This is a genomic window from Enterobacter sp. FUJ80071 (assembly GCF_038739915.1).
GTDB lineage: Bacteria > Pseudomonadota > Gammaproteobacteria > Enterobacterales > Enterobacteriaceae > Enterobacter > Enterobacter kobei.
In genome coordinates, this window is the sequence record NZ_JBBXKH010000001.1 from 570457 (window position 1) to 592044 (window position 21588).

The window sequence follows — 21588 nt, forward strand, 5'->3', positions numbered from 1 at the left end:
CGGATGAACGAAAACGAGCAGCCTGCATTCTGGCCCGCCCAGGGAAATCTTCATCAGGGGCGGGTTTTTGTCCTTAAAGAGGATGTGATTTTTACCGTGCTGGCGCAGGAGGGCGGCATAGCCTGGATGAACGCACGTCATCCCCATTCTGGCGGCTCCTTCATCATTGCCACCGCGGTGAGTGACGAAGAGGAAGAGCGGGCCACCCGGCTGCTGAAAAACGAGTTTGCGCTGCGCGACGTGCTCCAGGACAGCTGGGCCATTCGCGCCGTCGCCTCTACCCAGTATCGGGGGCGTTTCGCGCTGGTTTACGCCCCGTTTTCGTTTGAGCTGCTGGCGCGACGCGCGGGCAGGGCGATCTCCGGGATTGCGCGCTTTATCGAGCTGGCGATCCAGATCTGCGTCCCCCTGCGCCAGATGCATCTGCAAAACCTGATCCACGGCGATATCAAACCCGGCAGTATTTTTGTTTATCACGATGCCACCTGCCGTCTGGGCAGCTTTGGTCTCTCCTGCCGTTTTTCCGATGCCTTCTCGCAGACCCGTCTTACCGTTTCAGGCGGTACTCCCGCCTGGATGTCGCCGGAACATACCACCCGCACCCGGCGCCCCGTCGACAGCCGCAGCGATCTCTACAGCCTCGGCATGGTGCTGTATGAACTTCTGACCGGACGCCTGCCGTTTGAACTGGGCGCGGACGATCAGACCAACTGGGCGCACTACCATATTGCCTCGGAGCCGCTGGCCCCGGACGTGATACGCCCGGACGTGCCGGGAATGCTCTCGACCATCCTCCTCAAGCTGCTGGAAAAGCATCCTGATAACCGTTATCAGACGGTGGACGGACTGATTGCCGACCTGCGACGCTGCCAGGCGACGTTGACCGGTGAGGGCGAGATCGCCCCCTTTACTCCCGGTCAGCAGGATCGCACCCCGGCGATCCATCTGGCGGATTCCCTGTTCGCGACGCATCCGCAGGCGAATGACGTCATTGCCGCGTTTGAGCGAGTCGGGCAGAGCCGGGTGCCAGAGCTGGTGACGATCGGCGGACCGTCAGGGATCGGGAAATCCTCGATCATCGCGACGGCGCTTAAAACGCTGCAGCAGCGTACGGTGCTGCTGGCGGTAGGTAAGGTGGATCAGTTTTCGCCGTCACTGCCTTACGGCGTGCTAAGTTCCGCGTTTCGCACCCTGACGTTGCACCTGCTGGGGCTGCCCGCAGACGACGTGGCGAAGTGGAAAATCCGCCTCTCGCGCGCCCTGGAGGGCCACGAGGCGCTCGCTGTCAGTCTTGTGCCTGAACTGGGGCTGCTGCTTGAGAGCAAACCGCGCTTCTCGCCGGATACGTTTTCCATTGATGCCCGGGCGCGCTTCAGCCATATGGTGCTGGCGCTGGTCAAAACCTTTGCCTCTCAGGGCTGCCCGCTGGTGCTGGTGCTTGACGATCTTCAGTGGAGCGACGCCGCCAGCCTGCATACGCTCAAATACCTGCTGGTGAACAGCGGGGCAATCCCGCTGCTGGTGGTTGTTGCTCACCGGGATATCTGTTCGTTATCCGATGCCACCTTACAAGCGCTGCTGACGAGTCTTCCGGAAGCGGCGCTAAACGCGAGCGAAATTGTCCCTCAGGCGCTGTCCGTGAAAGCGGTAGCGCGCTGGCTGGCGACGCTGTTTCGAACCCGCAGCACGGCGACGTCTGACCTCGCCACGCTGATCCATGAAAAAACCGGGGGCAACCCGCTCTTTGTGCATGAGTTTTTCCGCCGCATTGTCGATGACGGGCTGGTGGTGCATAACAAATATCAGGATAAGTGGCACTACGATCTGCAGGCGATCCGCGCCCGGCATTACACCGAAAACGTCGTCACCCTGGTGCTGGAGCAGCTCGAAGAGTTGCCCGACGAGACGCGTCGCCTGCTGGGGAGTTTTGCCTGCCTCGGCGGCAAGGGCGAGATGGAGATGATATGCCGCGTTGTCGGCATGTCGATGGCGGAAATGCGCTATGCGCTCCATCCGGCGGTCATGGCGCAGCTCATCGTGCTGACGGAAAAAGAGTACGCCTTCACCCACGACAGGGTGCAGGAAGCCGCCTTCGCGCTGCTGGATCCGCATGAGAAAAGCCACCTTCATCTGACCACCGCCAGCCTGCTGGCCGATGCCGCGCGGCAGGCTGCGGGAAACGAACTGCTTTTCCGCGCCGTTCACCATGTTACGGCCGCACTGGACAGTATCCAGCCCGCTCCGCAGCGGCAGATGTTCCGCGAGCTGAGCCTGCTGGCCGCGCGCCGGGCGAAACGCACGGGCGATTATCTTTCGGCACTGAGCTACATCCAGACGGCGAGAGCGCTGGGCAATGCCGGTGTGGTGTCAGACTTTGTGCTGGATATTGAAGAGGCGGGCTGCGAGTTTGCGCTCGGCCATCTGGAGCGGACCCGCGAGCTGTGCGATGCGATCCTGGGCTGCCCCGGCGGGCTGACCGAAAAAGCGCTGGCGGCCAACCTGCTGGTGGAAGTCTATATTCGCCAGTCGGATAGCCGTCTGGCGCTGGAGGCGGCGCTCTGCTGGCTGGGTATTTTTGGTATTCAGATTGGCCGCCATCCGGAAGATGCCGACTGCGATGCTGCCTGGAAAGACTTCTGTAACCGCACGGGCGACGCGCCGCAAAGTCGCTATGCCCAGCTCTCGCGGATGGAAAATCCGGAAACGGAAGCGGTAATGAACCTGCTCTACAGCGCCAGCATTTGCGCCAGCTTCATCTGTCCGCGTCTGCACTTTTTGCTGCTCTGCCGCATGATGCACCTGACCCTCGACCACGGCATCACCGGCGCCTCCACCACGGCGATGGCCTGGTTTGGCGTGTTGATCGGCCACCGCTACGCCGAGTATCGCCTCGGGTTCCAGTACGGCACGCTGGCCCGCGAGCTGGTCAATCGCCACGGCTATGATGCGTATGAAGCGAAAACCCTGCTGCCGCTCGATCAGCTCAGCGTCTGGACCCAGCCGCTGTCGTTCACCATCGAGTGCGCAAAAGCCTGCTTCACCGCGGCGGTGACCCACGGTGATATGACGATGGCCTGCTTCGCGGCCTGCCACCAGGCCATTAACTTCCTCTCTCGGGGCGATCATCTCGACGGGGTGCTGACCAGCATCGATCGCGGCCTGGCCTTTGTGCGGAAAACCCACTTCCAGGACGTTGAGACCATTTTGATGGTTCAGCGCGGCTACGTTGAGTTTTTACGCACGCCGGTGATCGGCACCTGGACCGCCTCGCAGGTGCTGCCGGAGGCGCTGCTGCCTGCTTCGCCAGAGCAGGCTCCGGAACAGACGTCGACCATGCTGTTCTGGTACTGGCTCTATCGCGGAATGGCGCACTTTACCTGCGGCGAATTTGCCGATGCGCAGGCGGATCTTGAGATGGCGGGCTGGTACGCGTGGTCTGCGCCTGGCCATATCCATCTGCTGGATTACCATCTCTACAGCGCCCTGGCGCTTTCCCGCCAGCTAACGCCGGAGACGTTCTCGGCGAATCATCGACGCAGTATTCACGCTCACTACGACAAAATTGCCCTCTGGGCGCGCATTAATCCGGGGACGTTTGCGGATAAAGAAGCGCTGATTTACGCCGAAATCGTGCGTCTGGACGGCATGAACAGCATTGCGCTTGAGCAGTATGAGAAAGCGGTCCGCCTGTCACGCGAGGGCGGCTTTAATCCGATTAACGCCCTGGCGCACGAGCTGGCGGGTCGCTTTGCGCTGTCCTGCGGTTACCCGACCGCGTCAGATGCACATTTTCGCGGCGCCATTGCCGCCTGGGGCCGTGCCGGGGCACAGGCTAAGGTGCGCCAGCTGGAGCAGGATTTCCCGCATCTGCTGGCCTCCGGACAGGCCAGCGCCTATGACACGGTGGCGTTTGCCCAGAATGAAGTGATCCGCGATCTGCAGAGCGTGATCAAAGCCTCACGCGCCCTGTCGGAAGAGATCAACCTTGAGCGGCTTATCGAAAACCTGATGACGCTGCTGCTCGAACGTGCCGGGGCGCAGCGCGGCCTGCTGCTTCGCGTGAGCGATAACCTGATTCCGGAGATCGAAGCCAGCGCGTGGACCAGCACCGAGGGCGTGCGGGTGCGGATCCTGAAGGACGTACCGGTAGCGACCGACATGCCGCTGTCGGTGCTGGCGGCGGTGATCCGCACCGGACAGGAGATCCGCACCGGTAAACCGGAGGAGTTCCATCCCTTCAGCCAGGATCCCTACCTGGTGACCTCGGGGGCGGCCGTGATGTGCGTTCCGATGTTCAAACAGGCGCGGCTGGTGGGGGTGCTCTATCTGGAAAACCGCCTGATGCCGGAGGTCTTCACCGCCGAGCACTCTCGCGTGGTGAGCCTGCTGGGGGCGCAGGCTGCGGTCTCTCTGGAGACGGCGCGGCTGTACGCCGAACTGCTGGCGGAGAACATCCAGCGCCGACGCGTGGAAAAAGAGCTGCGCGCCAGCCAGAACTCGCTGATGCTGGGTGAGCAGATCAGCCACACCGGTAGCTGGCGCTGGGAGCTGGAGCAGGATCTGATGTTTATGTCCGAAGAGTACGCCCGTATTCTCGGCCTGCCCGAGCAGCAAAAAATGATCTCCATGGCGGAGTTTTTGACCTTCGTCCATGAGGATGATTACGCCCGCATCAGCGCCATCGTCACCCAGAGCGTGCGCGAGGGGCTCTCTATGCGCGCGGAGTTTCGTATTAAGCGTACCGACGGTTCCACGCGCTATATCCTCGGGATTGGCGATCCGGTGGGCGTGGGCAGTGAGGTGAACGAGTATTACGGCATCATTACCGATATCACCAGTCAGCGCGCCGCGGAGGATGCCATGCGGGTGGCGCAGGCGGAACTGGCGCGGGTGTCGCGTGCCACCACGGTCGGTCAGTTAACCTCTTCCATCGCCCACGAGATCAACCAGCCGCTGATGTCGATCGTCTCTAACGCCGGGGCAAGCCTGCGCTGGCTTAACCGTGAACCCGCCCGGCTGGATAAAGTGCGGGAAGGGCTGGAGGAGATCGCCGCGGAAGGTGCCCGGGCGGGGGAGATCATCCGCAGCATTCAGTCCCTGACCCGCAAGCAGGATCCGACCTTCGCGCGTATCGATCTCCACTATCTGATCCACCACATTATTACCCTTTCCCGCAGCGAGCTGGAGCAGAGACACATCAGCGTGGATTATCTGTTAAACGCCGGTGACAGCTTTATCACCGGGGATAGCGTGCAGATCCAGCAGGTGCTGCTGAATCTGGTGATGAACGCCGTTGAGGCCATGGCGGAGGTTAACGATCGCCCCTGCATCATCACCCTCAGCACCGTCAACGCCGACGGGAACGTTATCGTCGAGATCGCCGATACCGGCAGCGGCATTCAGCCCGAGCGGCTGGAGAAGATTTTTGACTCGTTCTATTCCACCAAGGCGCAGGGAATGGGGATGGGGCTGACCATCAGCGCCAGCATCATTGAGCGACACAGAGGAAAACTGAGCGCGCGCCGCCGGGAGCCACACGGCACGGTGTTTGCGTTTGTGTTACCGCTTGCCGGACAGACAGGGGAGTAGTTAATCCGCAGGCTGGCTGTGGGTCAGGCGCTCAACGGCCCTGACCAGCTCCGCCACGGAGCGCACCTGCATTTTTTCCATTACGCGACGGCGATGCACTTTCACCGTGATCTCGCTGACGCCAAGCTCGGCGGCAATTTGCTTGTTCAGCATCCCGCTTATCGCCAGTGTTAACACCTCATGTTCCCGTGGCGTAAGGGACATGTGGCGCTGCTTCAGGGCGTAGTGCTCTTTGTTGCGCACGGCGTTGTTTTCCGCCAGCTGGAGCGCAGACTGAATGGCGTCGATCAGCGCGGTGGATTCAACGGGCTTGGTGAGAAATTCGTACGCGCCGCCTTTAATGGCGCGCACCGACATCGGGATAGTGCCGTGGCCGGTGAGAAAAATAATCGGGATGTCGCGCCCGCTGTCCTTGAGGGCGTCCGCTACGTCAAAACCTGAAATGGCGGGCATTTGCATATCGAGGATCACACACGACGGCAGATCCTCAAAACGGTGCTGAAGAAACGCCTCTGCGGATGAAAACCCCATGGCGTCTAAATCCGCTGATTCCAGCAGGCCGAGAACGGACTGCCTGACCGCGTCATCGTCGTCAACCACATACACAATGTGTTCCATTCACTGCCCCGGTGCTGAGTTAACTGTCGAGAAAATATACACGTCCCGTCACGTAAGAGACTGTTTCTGCTGGCTTTCATCTTAACACATTAAATATCATTATCATTTAACAATATGATAACCGTATGAAGAGGAAGTATAGCGAACGGTTGTCGACTGGCGTGTCGTTTGCCTGCGCACGTTTCATCATCGTTCTCGCGATCTGTCTCTGAGGACTTTACCCCGTAAAACAGGCTACACTCTGGTTTTGAGCGCGACAAGCTGAGGAAACAACAATGCTCTACACACTGAAAGAAAGCGACAAGGATAAGGCGGAAGGGTCAAACGGCGCGGGCGCTCTGCAGCAAAAACTGCTGGAATCCCGTTCGATTGTGATCTCCGGGGAGATCAACCAGGAGCTGGCGCAGAAGGTGATCACCCAGATGATCCTGCTGCAAAGCGTCAGCAACGATCCGATCAAGCTGTATATCAACAGCCAGGGCGGCCACGTGGAAGCGGGTGACACCATCCACGACTTTATCAAATTCATCCGTCCGGAAGTGCACGTCATCGGTACCGGTTGGGTGGCGAGCGCGGGGATCACCATCTTCCTGGCGGCGAAAAAAGAGCACCGTTATTCCCTGCCTAATACCCGCTTTATGATCCACCAGCCGCTGGGCGGCGTGCGCGGTCAGGCAACGGATATTGAGATCGAAGCGCGCGAGATCATCCGCATGCTGGATCGCGTGAACAAGCTGATTGCTGACGCCACCGGCCAGCCGCTGGAGAAAGTGAAAAAAGACACCGACCGTAACTTCTGGATGTCGCCGGCAGAAGCGCTGGACTACGGCATCGTGGGCAAGCTGATTACCCACTATGACGAACTGAAGCTGGACTAAGTTTTAGCGCCGTATTGCGTCGGGTGACGGCAATGCCTTACCCGACCTACGCGAGCTGGTTTGACCCATGACAAGTTCCCCCTCCACCGTCTCCCCTATAATCGCGCCTGTTTCCCCTCTCACTGGTGCTACCCATGGCGTATCAACTGAACCTGAACTGGCCGGAATTTCTTGAAAAATACTGGCAAAAACAACCCGTTGTGCTGAAAAATGCCTTCCCGAATTTTGTCGATCCGATTACCCCGGACGAGCTGGCAGGTCTGGCGATGGAGCCGGAAGTCGACAGCCGTCTGGTGAGCCACGCTAACGGCAAATGGCAGGCCAGTAATGGTCCGTTTGAACACTTTGACGATCTGGGCGAAACGGGCTGGTCGCTGCTGGCGCAGGCGGTGAACCACTGGCATATGCCCGCGGCGGAACTGGTGCGTCCGTTCCGCGTTCTGCCGGACTGGCGACTGGACGATCTGATGATCTCCTTCTCCGTGCCGGGCGGCGGCGTGGGTCCGCATATCGATCAGTACGATGTGTTTATCATTCAGGGGATGGGCAGCCGCCGCTGGCGCGTGGGTGACAAGCTGCCGATGCGTCAGTTCTGCCCGCATCCGGCACTGCTGCATGTCGATCCGTTTGAGCCGATCATCGACGAAGATCTTGCGCCGGGCGATATCCTCTACATTCCACCAGGATTCCCGCACGACGGCTTTACCCACGAAACGGCGCTTAACTATTCCGTCGGTTTCCGCGGGCCGAACGGTCGCGATCTGATCAGCAGCTTCGCCGATTACGCGCTGGAAAACGATCTGGGCGGCGAGCACTATAGCGATCCGGATCTGACCTGTCGTGAACACCCGGGCCGCGTGGAGCAGTACGAGCTCGATCGCATTCGTCAGATGATGATCGAGATGATCAGCAAGCCGGATGATTTCACGAAATGGTTCGGCAGCTTTGTCTCGACGCCGCGCCACGAGCTGGATATTGCCGCCGCCGAGCCACCGTATGTGCCGGAAGAGGTGCTGGATGCGCTTCAGGGCGGCGAAACGCTGTCTCGCCTGAGCGGCCTGCGCGTGCTGAATATTAACGGCAGCCTCTTCATTAACAGCGAACAGCTTGAGACGGTGGATGCGAAGGCCGCGGATGCGCTGTGCCGCTACACCGAACTCGGCCAGGCCGAGCTGGGCGATGCGCTGAAAAACCCGGCGTTTGTTGAAGAGCTCACCGGGCTGATTAACCAGGGGTACTGGTACTTCGACGAGTAGTGCGGCACGGTTTTCTCCCTCTCCCTGTGGGAGAGGGTCGGGGTGAGGGCATCAGGCCGCACTAGCCCTCCTCCATCGCAATCACAATCGCTTCACCCATCTTCTTCAATGCCTCGCGATTTTTGTCCGTCGGCGGCAGCGCCACGTTGATGCGCAGGCAGTTGCGGTACTTCCCTGAAGCGGAAAACAGCGACCCGGCTGCGGCCTGGATCTTCAGCCGACACAGCTGCTTGCTGACGCACACCATATCCACCTTCTCCGGCAGCTCAACCCACAGCAGGAAGCTGCCCTGCGGGCGGGTCACGCAAATCCCTGCCGGAAAATACTGCCGTACCCAGCAGGTATAGGTTTCCATATTCTGCTGATAAATCTGGCGCATACGGCGGACGTGGCGATGGTAATGGCCGTCGCGAATAAACGCCGCCACCGCCATCTGCGTGCCCGGTACGTTAAACCCGCCCGCGGCGTATTTCATGTGCATCACCCGGTCGTAATAGCGTCCCGGCACAATCCAGCCCACGCGAAGACCTGGTGCCACGGTTTTGGTAAACGAGCTGCAGAGGATCACCCGGCCGTCGATATCCATCGAATGAATGGTTCGCGGACGCGGGTACTCCGCCGCCAGCTCGCCGTAGATATCATCTTCAACAATCACAATGTCGTGCCGCTGGGCGAGGGCTAAAACCTGCTTTTTCCGCGCTTCCGGCATGATAAACCCGAGCGGGTTATTGCAGTTGGGCACCAGGATCACCGCTTTGATCGGCCACTGCTCCAGCGCCAGCTCAAGCGCCTCAATGCTGATCCCGGTTTCCGGGTCGGTGGGAATTTCAATCGCCTTGATGTTAAACCCGCGCAACATCTGCATGGTGCCGTGAAACGACGGCGACTCCACCGCCACGATATCCCCCGGTTGACACACCGAGAGCAGGGCAATCGACAGCGCGCCGTGGCAGCCGTTGGTGATGACAATTTCGTTCGCTGCCACGGTGGAGCCGCCGTCCAGCATCAGGCGGGCGATCTGTTCGCGCAGCTCCAGGCGACCGTCGAGCACGTCATAGCTCAGCATCTCACCCGGATTATGCTGCGCGATGCGGCTCATCTCGCGCCACAGGGGCTTCAGGCTCGGCTGGTTAATGTCCGGCGAACCGCCGCCAAACGAGATCATCTCTTTGTCAGCGCGGGCGTCCAGCAGCATCATCACCTCATCCCACTGGGTGACGTCCACGGGGCGCTGCACCGGGCGCGTCATCGCCGGGACGGGCGGCTGGGCTTTACGCTGCGAAACAAAATAGCCGGAGCGCGGCTGGGGCGTGATCAGCTGGAGGTTTTCAAGGATCTGATAAGCCTGCTGTATGGTGCTGATGCTCACGCCATGCTCCTGGCTCAGCGTGCGCACCGACGGCAGACGTTCGCCGCTGCGATACAGCCCTTGTTCAATGCGTTCTGCCAGGAGATTGGCCAGATGTTGATAGCGCGTCATGCTGTATCCTTTGTTTTCACCATACAGATTGTAAAACCAGTACAGATTGCCGTAAAAAATGCCATGCAGATACCGTTTTAGCGGATCTGTATGGTAAACAAAAGGTGTTTTTGCATCTGTATTGCACAGGCGGATTTCCAGGATGATAACCCCACTGGCACAGTGAGGAGAGCATCATGGAATTTTTCGAGAACCGTTCTAAAAGACCGTTTATCGCGTTTGTCTGGATCGCGAAAACGCTGCGTAACTGGTATCGCATCAACCGTACCCGCCGCATCCTGAGTCAGATGAGCGATGAGCAGCTCAAAGATGTGGGTTTATCCCGCAATGACATTTAAACCGTAGGCCGGGTCAGGCGCAGCCGCCACCCGGCGATGTTCAACTCAACAGGGCAAGCGTCTGCCGTTTCGGCCTTTCCAGCAACGCCACCGCCTCCTGGTATGTCCGCACGTTGTTGTAGCCCATCACCAGCCCGTAGCGTTTTCCCGACCCGCGATACCATTCGGAGAGCGCGTTAACCTGCAGCTGCTGTTCCTGCCAGCAGCGCGCCACTTCGCGGTCACAACTTCCTTTGGTCAGAAACGCCACGATATGCATCCCGCCGTCGTTCTGCTCGGTGAAAAACAGATCGCCATACACCTCGCGCAGGGCGGCAATCATCCAGTCGCGGCGGGTCTGATACAGCGCGCGCATCTTTTTCAGGTGACGGAAAAAATGGCCTTCGTTGAGAAATGCGGTGAGGATCTTTTGCGTCAGCACCGGCTGGCCGCTGGTGGTAATGTCCGCACAGTCGGTAAACGCCCCGACGGTGCTGGCGGGCATCACTACGTATCCCATGCGCAGCGACGGCATGATGGTTTTGCTGAAGGTGCCCATAAAAATTACCCGGTCGTGCTGGTCGAGGCTTTTCAGCGACGGCAACACCTTGCGGGTGTAGTGAAACTCGCCATCGTAATCGTCTTCGATGATCCACGCCTCGTTCTGGCTGGCCCAGTCGAGCAGCTGCTGTTTGCGCGGCAGGGAGAGCGTCACCGCCAGCGGGCTCTGGTGCGACGGGGTGACGAGGGCAAAACGGGCGTCGCGATGGTGGCGGAGGAGGTATTCCGTGTCCATGCCGCAGCGATCGACCGGCACCGTGTGCAGACGCGGCACGATCCGCTTCAGGAGCTGCTGGCCCATAAAATAACCCGGATCTTCGAACACCACCTTGTCGCTGCGGCTGGCGAGCGTGTCGAGGATCAGGCGCAGGCTGCCGCTGTAGCCGCTGGTGATGAGCACCTGCCCGGCGGTGCAGGACAAGCCACGCGAGATATTGAGATAGCTGGCGATGGCCTGGCGCAGCGGGTACCAGCCCAGAACGGGCGGGTTAAGCATCTCCTCCTGACGCATGGCGCGCGTCGCCTGGCCTGCCAGCAGCAGCCATTTTTTGTACGGAAAGCTGTCGAGGGATGGGATGCCAGGGCGCAGAAACCCTGCCCGCTCGCGCTGGCTGATAAGCGATGCCGGAAGCGTACCGGTAGGCTGTTCCGTTGGGGCAGGACGCTCCGGCAACAGTAAGTCCGGGTTGACCCGCGTGCCGCGCGCGCCCTGGCTAACCAGATACCCTTCGCCCGTCAGAATGGCATACGCCGTTTCGACCGTTTTACGCGCCACCTTCAGCTCTTCGGCCAGCACGCGGATGGCGGGCACTTTGTCGCCCGGCTTGAGCACGCCGCGCGTAATGTTGTCGCGATAGCGGGAGTAGATCTCGTGATAGCCCGGCTTCATGTCCTACCTCATTTCACGCTTTTTGTGTCTTTTTACTATGTCATGAACGGCGTAGATTTGCCTCATCGCATCACCGATGCCGCACAAAAAAAGAGGAAAGACCATGAGCACTCGCGTCAACCACCATAAAGTTACACCTGCCCTCGCTAACGCACTGTCTGCCCTGAGCATGGAGGTGGCGAAAACCTCCATCGACCCGGCGCTGAAGCACCTGATCGACATTCGTGTGTCGCAGCTGAACGGCTGTACCTTTTGTCTGGATATGCATTCGAAAGAGGCCAAAATTGCCGGCGAACGCGAGCTGCGCCTGTACCATCTGGCGGCCTGGCGTGAATCCCCGCTGTTCAGCGCCCGCGAAAAAGCCGCGCTGGCCTTTACCGAAGCGCTGACGCAGATTGGCGTGCATGGCGTGAGCGATGCCCTTTACCGCAGCGTGGCGGAGCACTTCTCGGACGTTGAGATTTCAGAGCTGAACTTCGCCATCGTGGCGATTAACGCCTGGAACCGTCTGGGAATTACCTCTCGCATGGCGCCAGGCTCGCTGGATGCGGCTTACGGGTTGTATAAAGCTAACCTGGAATAATGCCGCGCTCGCGGATCATCGCCACCAGCGCCCGTAACCCTGGCGGGACGTGGCGATGACCAGGATAGTAAAGGCGCAGCCCGGCAAACGGCTGCGTCCAGTCGTTTAACACGCTCACCAGTTCCCCGCTCTCAAGCTCTTCCTGGATATAGAGTTCCGGCAAAAATCCCACGCCTAACCCCGCTTTTACGGCGCGGATCGAAGCGAAAAGATCGGACGTCGCAAAGCGCGGCGGCACGGCAAGCGCGTACGTTTCCCCCCGACGGGCCAGCTCCCAGCGGTAGATCCCGCCGTGAGCCATACGCATGCCGATCCCCTGATGTTGCAGCAGATCGTCCGGCGTTTGCGGAATGCCGTGACGTGCGAAGTAATCTGGCGTGGCGGTGACGAGCTGGCGGATCTCCCCTGTCAGCGGTACGGCGATCATGTCCTGCGGGATGGACTCTTCGAGGCGGATCCCCGCGTCGTAACCCTCGGCGACGATGTCGATCATGCGTGCTTCACTGACGATCTCCACGCGCATTTTCGGGTAGCGGATCATAAAGTCGATCAGCAGTTGGTCGAGAAAAAGCGAGCCGATATGGTTCGGCACGTTCAGACGCAGCGTTCCGGCAGGTTCCCCGGTGTCGCTGTGGATCTCCTCACCCGCGAGGCGGATTTCCTGCAAGGCCGGCCCCACGCGCGCCACGTAGCGCTGCCCGGCGTCCGTAAGCGCCACGCTGCGGGTGGTGCGGTTAAAGAGGCGAGTCTCAAGGCGGCTCTCCAGGCCGGCAATGGCATTGCTCACCGCCGTCGCGGACATTCCGAGCTCCTGCGCCGCGCCGCGAAAACTGCCGCGGCGCACCACGGCCATCACCACTTCCAGCTCTGTCAGACCTGAACGATGCATAGATTATCCTGAAAATCGAAACAACCCTTGCAGCATAGCGTGGATTATCGCAACGGAGAAGCCGTGCCAGACTGTGCTCACACAGCCTGAGGAGGTTTATATGCACCAGATCGAACAGATTTTTATTAACGGCGAGTTTGTTACCCCGCACGGCACCGAATGGTTTGATTTGTATAACCCGGCGACGGCGCAGGTTATTGGTCAGGTTCGTCTGGCGGATGAGGTTGACGCCGGGCGCGCTATCGCGGCGGCGAAGGCGGCGTTTCCGGCGTGGTCAAAGACCACAAAGCCGGAACGCATCGCGGCGCTAAAACGCATGCACGCCGCCGTGGTCGCTCGCCACGACGATCTGCTGGAAGCGATCGTTGAAGAGTATGGTGCGCCCGCCTCGCGTTCCGCCTGGATGGCCCGCTATCCGGCGGAGGTGATTGCCCAGGCCATTGAGGCGCTGGAGGCGTTTGAGTTCGAGACAACCGCGGGGGCCGCGACGGTACAGATGACGCCCCTTGGCGTGGCCGGGCTGATCACGCCGTGGAACAGCGACGCGGGTTTTATCTGCGGCAAGCTGGCGGTCGCGCTGGCGGCAGGCTGTACGGCAGTGATTAAGCCGAGCGAAATGAGCGCCCTGCAAACCCGGATTGTCACCGAAGCGTTGCGCGATGCTGCTTTGCCGCCGGGCGTGTTTAACATTGTCACCGGGCGCGGTGACATCGTCGGGGACACCATCAGCCGCCATCCGGACGTGGCGAAAATCTCGTTTACCGGCTCGACGAATACCGGCAAGGCCATTCTGCGTAACGCGGCGGAAAGCTTTAAGCGCGTGACGCTGGAGCTGGGCGGTAAATCGCCGACGATCCTGCTGGATGATGTGGACTTAGCGCAGGCGATCCCGCTGGTGATTCAGGCCGGGTTTATGAACAGCGGGCAGGCGTGCGTGGCGGGAACGCGCATTCTGGTGCCGCAGTCGCGTAAAACGGAAATCGAAACCGCGCTGGCGCAGGCCGTGGCGGCGGTGAAATCCGGTGACCCGCGCGACAGTGCCACGGACGTCGGCCCGATGGTCAGCGAGAAGCAGTGGCTGCGGGTGCAGGGGTATATTCGTCAGGGGCTCGACGGGGGCGCACGGCTGCTGGCAGGAGGCGAAGGGCGGCCAGCGGGGAAGCAGGACGGCTGGTTTGTACGCCCGACGCTGTTTGCTGACGTGAATAATGACATGGTGATTGCCCGCGACGAGATTTTTGGCCCGGTGCTGTGCATCATTCCCTATCAGGACGAAGCGGAGGCTATCGCGATTGCCAATGATACCGAGTACGGCCTGAGCGCGATGGTGCTGGGTGAGGATGTGGACCGCGCCCGCCGCGTGGCGCAGCAGATTGTCTCCGGGCGCGTGCTGGTGAATACGCTTGCCCATGAGCCGAAAGCGCCGTTTGGCGGGTTTAAGCACTCCGGCGTGGGGCGCGAGATGGGTGAGTGGGGGATTCGGGCGTTTATGGAGCCGAGGTCGATCCTGGGCTAAAACCTGCCCGGTGGCGCTGCGCTTACCGGGCCTACAGGCGCTCGTAGGCCGGATAAGCGCAGCGCCATCCGGCAAAAACACTTCGTCAGTCGCCGAAGTATGAAGTTAATTTTCTCTGCATTCTCTCCTCACTATCACAACGGAGAGACACTTATGATCGCAGTCCTTTTCGAAGCCAAAGCGGAGCCTCATCATCAGGCCCGCTACCTGCAACTCGCCGCCGAACTCAAACCTTTGCTGGCCGACATTGATGGTTTTATTGATATCGAGCGCTTTCAGAGTTTGACCACCGACGGCAAAATCCTGTCCCTTTCCTGGTGGCGGGATGAAGAGGCCATCCGCAGCTGGAAGCAAAACGTCTTTCACCAGGCGGCGCAGGCCGAAGGGCGGGGATCCATTTTTGCGTACTATCGCATTCGCGTGGCACAGGTCGTGCGGGAATACAGTTCCGAAAACGGAGGGCGAGCGAATGCATGACGTTCACGTGATTTTCAGCGACAGGCCCGGCGAGCTGGCGCGCTTTGGGCAACTGTTAGGCCGTCACGGCGTGGGGCTGGAGGGGGGCGGCGTATTTGGTACCGATGCCCATTTCCTGGTGGAGGACGGGGAAAAAGCCTGCCGCGTGCTGATGGAGGCCGGATTTACCGTTCAGGCGGTGCGCAAGCCGGTTATCAGAAAACTCAGGCAGGAGCGGCCAGGCGAGTTAGGTGACATCGCGGCGGTGCTGGCGGCACGCGGTGTGTCTATTCTTACCCAGTACAGCGACCATGCGAATCACCTTATTCTGCTGACGGATGATGATAAGCTGGCCGCAGAGATCACCGAACCCTGGGCACCCCATGTTAAAAACGAACCAGCCTCCTGAGAACAGCGCGGCACTGGAACAGGCCATTGCGGCGGTGGCGGCGGCAATGGCCGATCCCTCGCGCGTGAAGATGCTCTGCGCGCTGATGGACGGGCGGGCGTGGACCGCTACCGAACTCAGCACTGCGGCAGATGTTGCGCCGTCGACCGCCAGCGGGCATCTCGCCCGGCTGGTGGAGGGAAAGTTGATTACGTGTTTATCGCAAGGGCGGCACCGCTATTATCGCCTTGCCGGGCACGACGTCGCGGCGCTGGTCGAGCAGATGATGGGGCTCTCCTGGAGCCGCATTACGCCGCCGGAAACGTCTGCGCCAAAAGCCCTGCGTGAAGCCCGCACCTGCTATAACCATCTTGCCGGAACGGTGGCGGTTCAGATCTATGATTTTATGCAGGCGGAAGGCTGGCTGGAGGCTGACGGTTCCGCGCTCACCCTGTATGGCCGTGAGCAGTTTCTGAAACTCGGCATTCCATTAAATGCTCATCCCCGTCGTAAGGCCTGCTGCGCCTGCCTCGACTGGAGCGAGCGACGGTTTCATCTTGGGGGAGATGCGGGCACGGCGCTGCTCACTTATCTGGAGAGTAAAGGCTGGATCCAGCGGGTGAGGGGGTACAGGGAGGTGGTGGTGACGGCGTCGGGGAAAAGTGCCATTACCCGACATTTTAGCTTTAGCCGTTAAATTCCGCTGCGGGCTGATGCCCTCACCGCGGCCCTCTCCCACAGGGAGAGGGAGAACGTCGTTTTCGCAATTCCTGCGCTTTCGTCCCTCGTTTCTTGATACTTACCCTGATAACTATTATCTTGACTGCGTGTGACGAGAGGGACTCCCTATGAGTGAAGAAGAACTGTTTAGCCGCAGGCCGATGGGTATGCGGATGGCGATGATCGTGCGTCATTGGCGTGCGGTGATCGACGATGCCATTCTCGATACCGGGTTAACCCAGTCGAGCTGGACGGTGATGATGCAGCTTTTTCAACTTGGGGATAACGTCTCAATGAGTGAGCTGGCGGAGGTGCAGGGCATTGAACTGCCGCCGCTGATGCGCACGCTCACACAGCTGGAAAAACAGGGTTACCTGCTGCGCACCACATCGCCTTATGACAAGCGCATCCGGCTTCTGACGCTGACGCCTGAGGGAAAAGCCATTTTGAAAAGGCTTACTCAGGTGATTGAGACCTATCAGGCGCGGGTATCGCAAAATATCGCGCCGGAACATATCGAGATCTTCAGCGCCACCCTGAATCAAATCGCCTGTAATTTGCGGACAATCCGCGAAGAAGACAACAAGACCGAAAAATAATGACCCCTGAACAAAAGTTTGCCCGCTGGGTAAGGGTGAGTATTGCCTCTTTCCTGCTGATGTTTATCTATTTTGTCGTCGCGGATATCTGGATCCCGCTGACGCCGGACTCCACCGTGATGCGCGTGGTGACGCCGGTTTCTCCGCGTGTCTCCGGCTATGTGGCGGCCGTGCATGTGCACAACAACAGCCAGGTGAAGCGGGGCGATCTGCTGTTTGAACTCGACGACACGCCGTTTCGCAATAAAGTGGAAGCGGCGCAAATCGCGCTGGAGCAGGCTCGTCTTTCCAACCAGCAGCTGGACGCGCAGATCGCCGCCGCGCAGGCCAGCCTGAAAACCGCCGTGCTGACCGCGCGTAACGATAAAGTGACCTTCGAACGTTATCAGAAGCTGAGCACGTTACAGAACGTCTCGCAGGCGGATCTGGATAAAGTCCGGACCACCTGGCAGAGCAGCGAGCAGTCCGTCAGCACGATTCAGGCTAATATCCGGAACCTGCGTATTCAGCGCGGCGAGCGGGATGAACACCGCAACGTCACGCTGCAAAAATACCGCAACGCGCTGGATGAGGCGGAGCTGAATCTCGGCTGGACGAAGGTGTATGCTCAGGCAGACGGCACGGTCAGTAACCTGCAGTTAAGCCCCGGTTTTTATGCCTCCTCAGGCGCAGCGGCGCTGGCGCTGGTGAACAACCAGACCGACATCGTGGCCGATTTCCGCGAGAAAAGCCTGCGCCATACCCATCAGGGCACCGATGCCGCGGTGGTGTTTGACGCCTTTCCGGGACGCGTCTTCCGCGCCCACGTGACCAGCAGCGACGCGGGGATCCTCGCGGGTCAGGAGGCGGTGAACGGCCAGCTCTCCGAGCCGGAAACCTCGAACCGCTGGGTGCGTGACGCCCAGCGCATGCGCATTCACGTCATGCTGGACGAGGCGCTGCCGAAGCCACTGCCGACCGGCGCGCGGGCGACTGTCCAGCTCTATAACAGTGAAGGGCCGTTTGCGCGCTTCTTCTCCGGGATGCAGATCCATCTGGTGAGCCTGCTGCATTATGTCTATTAATACGCTGGCGCGGGTGTTTACCCCGCACGGTAACATCGTCTACACGGCAAACGACTTTCGCCAGACTTTGCGCATCGTCTTTGCAGGGATGATTGCGCTGAGCATTTCCAGTTTCTACAACACCAGCTACGGCGTGTTTTTTGTGGTCTACCCGATCATGCTGCTCTCGCTGGTGCCGGTCTTCAACCGCCATGTGGCGAAGCAGTTTATCTTCAGTGCATCGCTGAACTGCGTTGAAATGGTGATTATCATCGGCTATCTGTCGCAATGGCCGGTCATCATGACGCTGGTGGTGTTTGCCCTGTACGTCATGCGTTTTCGCTTTATGAGCAAAGGGCCGCTGTTCCTGTTCGGGTCGATGGGCGTGGTGTGCCAGAGCGTGATGCTCAATTTTATGAGCTACCCCACCACCAACTGGCACACGCTGCTGTTTTCCAACATCGAAGCGAGCGTGATGGCGGTGTGCCTGAGCGCGCTGATGAACTATCTCCTGCCGGACGTGGAACCCCGCAAGCCGCCGCCATTGATTGAGAAAGACGATGCCCGCGTGCGCCATGAGTCGCTGCTCTCCGGCACCGTCGCGACGCTGATTTTCGTCGTTTTTCAAATCAGTGACTTAAGCGATTCCCTCTCGGCGCTGATGGCCGGGATTTTGATCCTGTTCCCGATGCACTATCGTGGCGCGGTGATGAGCTCCATCTGGCGCGTGGTCGGCGTGGTATTGGGCTGTCTTTATATCCTGGTTGTCCAGCTCATCCTCTACGACCACAGTAGCCATATGCTGCTCATGATGCCGCTGATTGGCCTTGGGCTGGCGTTTGGCGCACGTCTGCATGTGATGGAGAAAGTGGGCGCAGGCGTAGGATTTTCAAGTATTACCACCATCGGCATTATGTTCGGGCAGAACATGCACCCTGACAGCGACCTGGTGTTCAGCGATCTTTATCGCATCACCTCCGTCACGTTTTCGCTGGTGGCGACGCTGACGATGGTCTTTCTGGTGCATTTAATCCTGAATCGCTTCGAGGCGACGCGCTATATCATCGCGCCGCCCAAAGCGGATTAATGCCCCAGCACGGCAGGCAGCTGCGAGAGTAAAAACAGGATCAGGCCAATCGTCCCGCCCACCAGCGTACCGTTGACGCGGATAAACTGCAGATCTTTGCCGATATTCAGCTCGATCTGGCGGGACATGTCTTTAGCATCCCAGCTTTTCACCGTGTCGCTGATGTGGCGGGTCAGGAACGCGGCGAAATCCGGCGCGACGCGATGCGCGGCCTGCTCCAGATGCTCGTTCAGCGACGCCCGCAGGCTGGCATCGTTTGTCAGCGTTTCGCCAAACCACAGCCCGGCGTTGGTGATGCGCTGCTTCACGCGCGAGTCTTCACTTTGCATATCCGCCTTCAGCCACTGGCGCAGATCGGCCCACATTTCCCCCAGATAGCGGTTAAACGCCTCGTCATTTTTCAGGTAGTGCTTGATGTTGTCGGCTTTCGCCGCCATTTCCGGATCGTTTTTCAGGTTGTCGATAAGCTTCAGCGTGGCCCGGTCGAACGCCTGACGGATCTGGTGCGTGCGGTCGTGGCTGATATCGTCCAGCAACGTGTTCACCGCATTCGATACCATCTCTGCACTCTGATCGCCCAGCCACTCGGTGGGCAATACCATCGCTTTGCGGGGATGCTCGGTCTTCAGCCAGTGGACGATCTGGTCAGAGATAAATTCCCGCGTGCTGTCGCGCTGAATCAGGGTAATCAGGCGGTTGATGATGGCATCGAGCAGCACCTGGTGGCGGTTGTTTTTGGTCATGCTCTCCAGCATCACGGCGCTGGTTTCGGTGAAATCGACCTTATCGATGGCCTTATGCACCGCGCGTTTGAGCATCCGCTGAATGCGCCCGTCGTCGGTCAACTCAAGGAACCCGCTCATCACCTGCATCAGATGCAGCCCGACGCGCTGGGCGTTGTCAGGCTTGCTGAACCAGGCACCGATCATGTGCGCGGGTTCATAGCGGCGGATTAACGCGACCAGGGACTGGGTATCCAGAAACTTCTCCTGCACAAACTGGCCAAGATTGTCGCCGATACGGTCTTTATTGCGCGGGATAATCGCGCTATGGCGCGCGATAAACGGAATGGGGACCCGGCGAAACAGCGCAACGACGGCGAACCAGTCCGCCAGTGCGCCGACCATCGCCGCCTCGGCAATCGCCTTTACCCCGCGCACCCAGAAAGTCTGCGGCAGGAACAGAGTGAAGATAAACGCCGCGGCGGCAACCAGCAGCAGCGACAGCGCGAGAAGCTTAGCGCGTTTGAGTTCAGCTATTTTTTCCATGGGTTAAGGATAGAGGGAGACGGGAAGAAAATGCAAAAATCGCCACAGCACCCACCCACCAAACCCCATCAGCACCACGCCCGCCGTGCGTTCAATCCACCAGAGCGCACGGCTGAGCTTCTGTTGCACCGCTCGCAACCCTATAAGCGATACCAGCGCCAGATCCCACACCAGCACCACCATCACCATCCAGACGCCGCAGGTTGCCTGCTGAAGCAGCGTGACGTCTGGCCCCAGTAACGCCGTCATCAGCGCCAGATAGAACAGCGCGTTCTTCGGATTAAGCAGTGCCGAGCCGAGCCCCAGCAGGATTTGCTTACGCAATGCGGGAAGCCGCTGATGAGTTTCATTAAGCGCCAGCGTCTGCGGTCGGCTGCGCACCAGGTGCGAGCCAATCCACAGCAGGTACAGCGCCCCGGACAGTTCGATTAGCGTAAACAGCCACGTAAACTGGCGCAGGGCGCTCCAGCCGACAATCACCAGAACAATATAGAGCGCATTACCCGCGGCGATGCCGAGGCACAGCCCGGCGCTGCCGCGCAGTCGGTAGCGCGCCGCGTAGCCCACAAGCAAGAAGAAATCCGGACCCGGGCTTAACAGCGCAACAAAATGCGCCAGCGCCAGGGCGAGAAAAGCGGAAGGGAAGAACAGTTCCATAGTGACCTCATAGCCGTAACTGAGATCACCTTACGGTGTTACGTATCCTGATTATTGTCTGATATTGATCGTCCTGTGGCGTACTGGCGCGGCGTAGCGGCGCTATAGCGAACGAAGGTCTTATGGAAATGGCTCTGATCGGCAAACCCACTCTGGTAGCTCACGTCGGCAATATCATCCCCGGCGCGCAGCCGTGCTTTGGCGTATTCCACGCGGGAGATATTAAGGAAGCTGCCCGGCGTCAGCCCGGTGTCCTGCCGGAAGGTACGAATCAGCGTCTCCTTGCGTAGCGAGAAGCGTTGAGCAAGTTCATCAAGCGAAGGCGGTGCAGCCAGATCGGCAAGAAGTGCCTGCTGAATATGCTGGCTGGTTGAACGCAGCGCATCAGGGTTATCCGCACGGTGGGGAAGGGCAGAAAGCAGCCTGTCCACGGATGCAGGCGACATTGTCTCAACAATATCAAGGAAGTGCTTAAAGAACGTAGCGTTACGGATCACCTGGAGCGCCAGAGGACGATCGGTGTCGATATAGAGCATATGGTAGCTGCGCGCTTGCCCGGCGATGGGGTTGCAGCTGTGCGGCGCATAAGCCGGAATCACAATCAGATCCCCGGGATGAAGGATGTACTCCCTGTCATGGCACACGCAGCAGGTCTGGCCTTCCACAATCGCGCCAATAGAGAGTTGGGGATGACAATGACGTTTGTAGGCCTGCGTGCTCTGCCATGTGCTGCGCAGCTCAAGGCCTGAGGCGCGGTGAAAAGTCTGGAGGATGTGTCGGATATCGGTCATGGG

General features: G+C 59.6%; 19 protein-coding genes. 12 read left to right on the forward strand and 7 right to left on the reverse strand.

Annotated elements, in window-relative coordinates; all coding sequences use genetic code 11:
• Positions 1–3 precede the first annotated feature (3 nt).
• On the forward strand, positions 4–5589 hold the full coding sequence (locus AAER43_RS02705; RefSeq protein ID WP_050863187.1) for an ATP-binding protein: 5586 nt from the start codon (positions 4–6) through the stop codon (positions 5587–5589).
• On the opposite strand, the gene AAER43_RS02710 is transcribed toward AAER43_RS02705, so the two are convergent.
• Positions 5590–6207, reverse strand: a complete 618-nt coding sequence (locus tag AAER43_RS02710; RefSeq protein WP_014882386.1) for a response regulator — start codon at positions 6205–6207, stop codon at positions 5590–5592.
• A gap of 275 nt (positions 6208–6482) precedes the next feature.
• On the opposite strand from AAER43_RS02710, the gene AAER43_RS02715 reads away from it, so the two are divergent.
• Together AAER43_RS02715 and AAER43_RS02720 are read left to right on the forward strand one after the other, a co-directional pair.
• A complete protein-coding gene (locus AAER43_RS02715; protein ID WP_014882387.1) occupies positions 6483–7085 on the forward strand; it encodes an ATP-dependent Clp protease proteolytic subunit in 603 nt (200 codons plus the stop codon).
• A gap of 134 nt (positions 7086–7219) precedes the next feature.
• On the forward strand, positions 7220–8341 hold the full coding sequence (locus tag AAER43_RS02720; RefSeq protein WP_050863188.1) for a cupin domain-containing protein: 1122 nt from the start codon (positions 7220–7222) through the stop codon (positions 8339–8341).
• Between the two features lie 61 nt (positions 8342–8402).
• On the opposite strand, the gene AAER43_RS02725 is transcribed toward AAER43_RS02720, so the two are convergent.
• Entirely contained in the window at positions 8403–9821 is a 1419-nt protein-coding gene (locus AAER43_RS02725) for a PLP-dependent aminotransferase family protein (RefSeq protein WP_014882389.1), read from the reverse strand.
• 176 nt (positions 9822–9997) lie between these two features.
• Here AAER43_RS02725 and AAER43_RS02730 point away from each other — a divergent pair, with 176 nt between their 5' ends.
• The gene (locus tag AAER43_RS02730) at positions 9998–10159 is read left to right on the forward strand and encodes a DUF1127 domain-containing protein (RefSeq protein WP_050863189.1); all 162 of its coding nucleotides are present in this window, start codon (positions 9998–10000) and stop codon (positions 10157–10159) included.
• Positions 10160–10199: 40 nt separating this feature from the next.
• Here AAER43_RS02730 and AAER43_RS02735 read toward each other — a convergent pair whose 3' ends face one another.
• The gene (locus AAER43_RS02735; protein ID WP_023331931.1) at positions 10200–11588 is read right to left on the reverse strand and encodes a PLP-dependent aminotransferase family protein; all 1389 of its coding nucleotides are present in this window, start codon (positions 11586–11588) and stop codon (positions 10200–10202) included.
• A gap of 103 nt (positions 11589–11691) precedes the next feature.
• Between AAER43_RS02735 and AAER43_RS02740 the strand changes: the two genes are divergently transcribed.
• Positions 11692–12171 carry a carboxymuconolactone decarboxylase family protein gene (locus AAER43_RS02740; protein WP_050863190.1) on the forward strand — a complete coding sequence of 160 codons (480 nt, stop codon included), beginning with the start codon at positions 11692–11694 and terminating at the stop codon, positions 12169–12171.
• Here the strand turns inward: AAER43_RS02740 and AAER43_RS02745 are convergent.
• Entirely contained in the window at positions 12158–13060 is a 903-nt protein-coding gene (locus AAER43_RS02745; protein ID WP_023338980.1) for a LysR family transcriptional regulator, read from the reverse strand. The two genes, AAER43_RS02740 and AAER43_RS02745, sit on opposite strands and share 14 nt — an antisense overlap.
• Positions 13061–13160: 100 nt before the next feature.
• Here AAER43_RS02745 and AAER43_RS02750 point away from each other — a divergent pair, with 100 nt between their 5' ends.
• From AAER43_RS02750 to AAER43_RS02780, 7 genes are all read left to right on the forward strand, one after another.
• Entirely contained in the window at positions 13161–14576 is a 1416-nt protein-coding gene (locus tag AAER43_RS02750; RefSeq protein ID WP_050863191.1) for an aldehyde dehydrogenase family protein, read from the forward strand.
• A 153-nt stretch (positions 14577–14729) separates the two neighbouring features.
• The gene (locus tag AAER43_RS02755; RefSeq protein ID WP_032637589.1) at positions 14730–15053 is read left to right on the forward strand and encodes an antibiotic biosynthesis monooxygenase; all 324 of its coding nucleotides are present in this window, start codon (positions 14730–14732) and stop codon (positions 15051–15053) included.
• On the forward strand, positions 15046–15441 hold the full coding sequence (locus tag AAER43_RS02760) for an amino acid-binding protein (RefSeq protein ID WP_050863192.1): 396 nt from the start codon (positions 15046–15048) through the stop codon (positions 15439–15441). The genes AAER43_RS02755 and AAER43_RS02760 overlap by 8 nt, the downstream gene beginning before the upstream one ends.
• Positions 15416–16117: a winged helix-turn-helix domain-containing protein gene (locus tag AAER43_RS02765; protein ID WP_050863193.1), complete on the forward strand. Its 702-nt coding sequence runs from the start codon at positions 15416–15418 to the stop codon at positions 16115–16117. The genes AAER43_RS02760 and AAER43_RS02765 overlap by 26 nt, the downstream gene beginning before the upstream one ends.
• A 151-nt stretch (positions 16118–16268) precedes the next feature.
• Positions 16269–16739 carry a MarR family transcriptional regulator gene (locus AAER43_RS02770; protein ID WP_050863194.1) on the forward strand — a complete coding sequence of 157 codons (471 nt, stop codon included), beginning with the start codon at positions 16269–16271 and terminating at the stop codon, positions 16737–16739.
• Positions 16736–17803 (forward strand): HlyD family secretion protein, encoded by a 1068-nt coding sequence (locus AAER43_RS02775; RefSeq protein WP_100246798.1) that lies wholly within the window; start codon positions 16736–16738, stop codon positions 17801–17803. Before AAER43_RS02770 ends, AAER43_RS02775 begins: the two co-directional genes overlap by 4 nt.
• Complete coding sequence (locus AAER43_RS02780; RefSeq protein ID WP_014882400.1) at positions 17793–18869, forward strand: DUF2955 domain-containing protein; 1077 nt, start codon at positions 17793–17795, stop codon at positions 18867–18869. The genes AAER43_RS02775 and AAER43_RS02780 overlap by 11 nt, the downstream gene beginning before the upstream one ends.
• Here AAER43_RS02780 and AAER43_RS02785 read toward each other — a convergent pair.
• Genes AAER43_RS02785 through AAER43_RS02795 form a run of 3 tightly spaced genes read right to left on the reverse strand, consistent with a single transcriptional unit; the run spans position 18866 to position 21585 of the window.
• Positions 18866–20137: a DUF445 domain-containing protein gene (locus AAER43_RS02785; RefSeq protein WP_050863196.1), complete on the reverse strand. Its 1272-nt coding sequence runs from the start codon at positions 20135–20137 to the stop codon at positions 18866–18868. The two genes, AAER43_RS02780 and AAER43_RS02785, sit on opposite strands and share 4 nt — an antisense overlap.
• A gap of 3 nt (positions 20138–20140) precedes the next feature.
• Positions 20141–20794, reverse strand: a complete 654-nt coding sequence (locus AAER43_RS02790; protein WP_047343951.1) for a LysE family translocator — start codon at positions 20792–20794, stop codon at positions 20141–20143.
• A 38-nt stretch (positions 20795–20832) separates the two neighbouring features.
• Positions 20833–21585, reverse strand: a complete 753-nt coding sequence (locus AAER43_RS02795) for an AraC family transcriptional regulator (RefSeq protein ID WP_050863197.1) — start codon at positions 21583–21585, stop codon at positions 20833–20835.
• Positions 21586–21588: the final 3 nt, after the last annotated feature.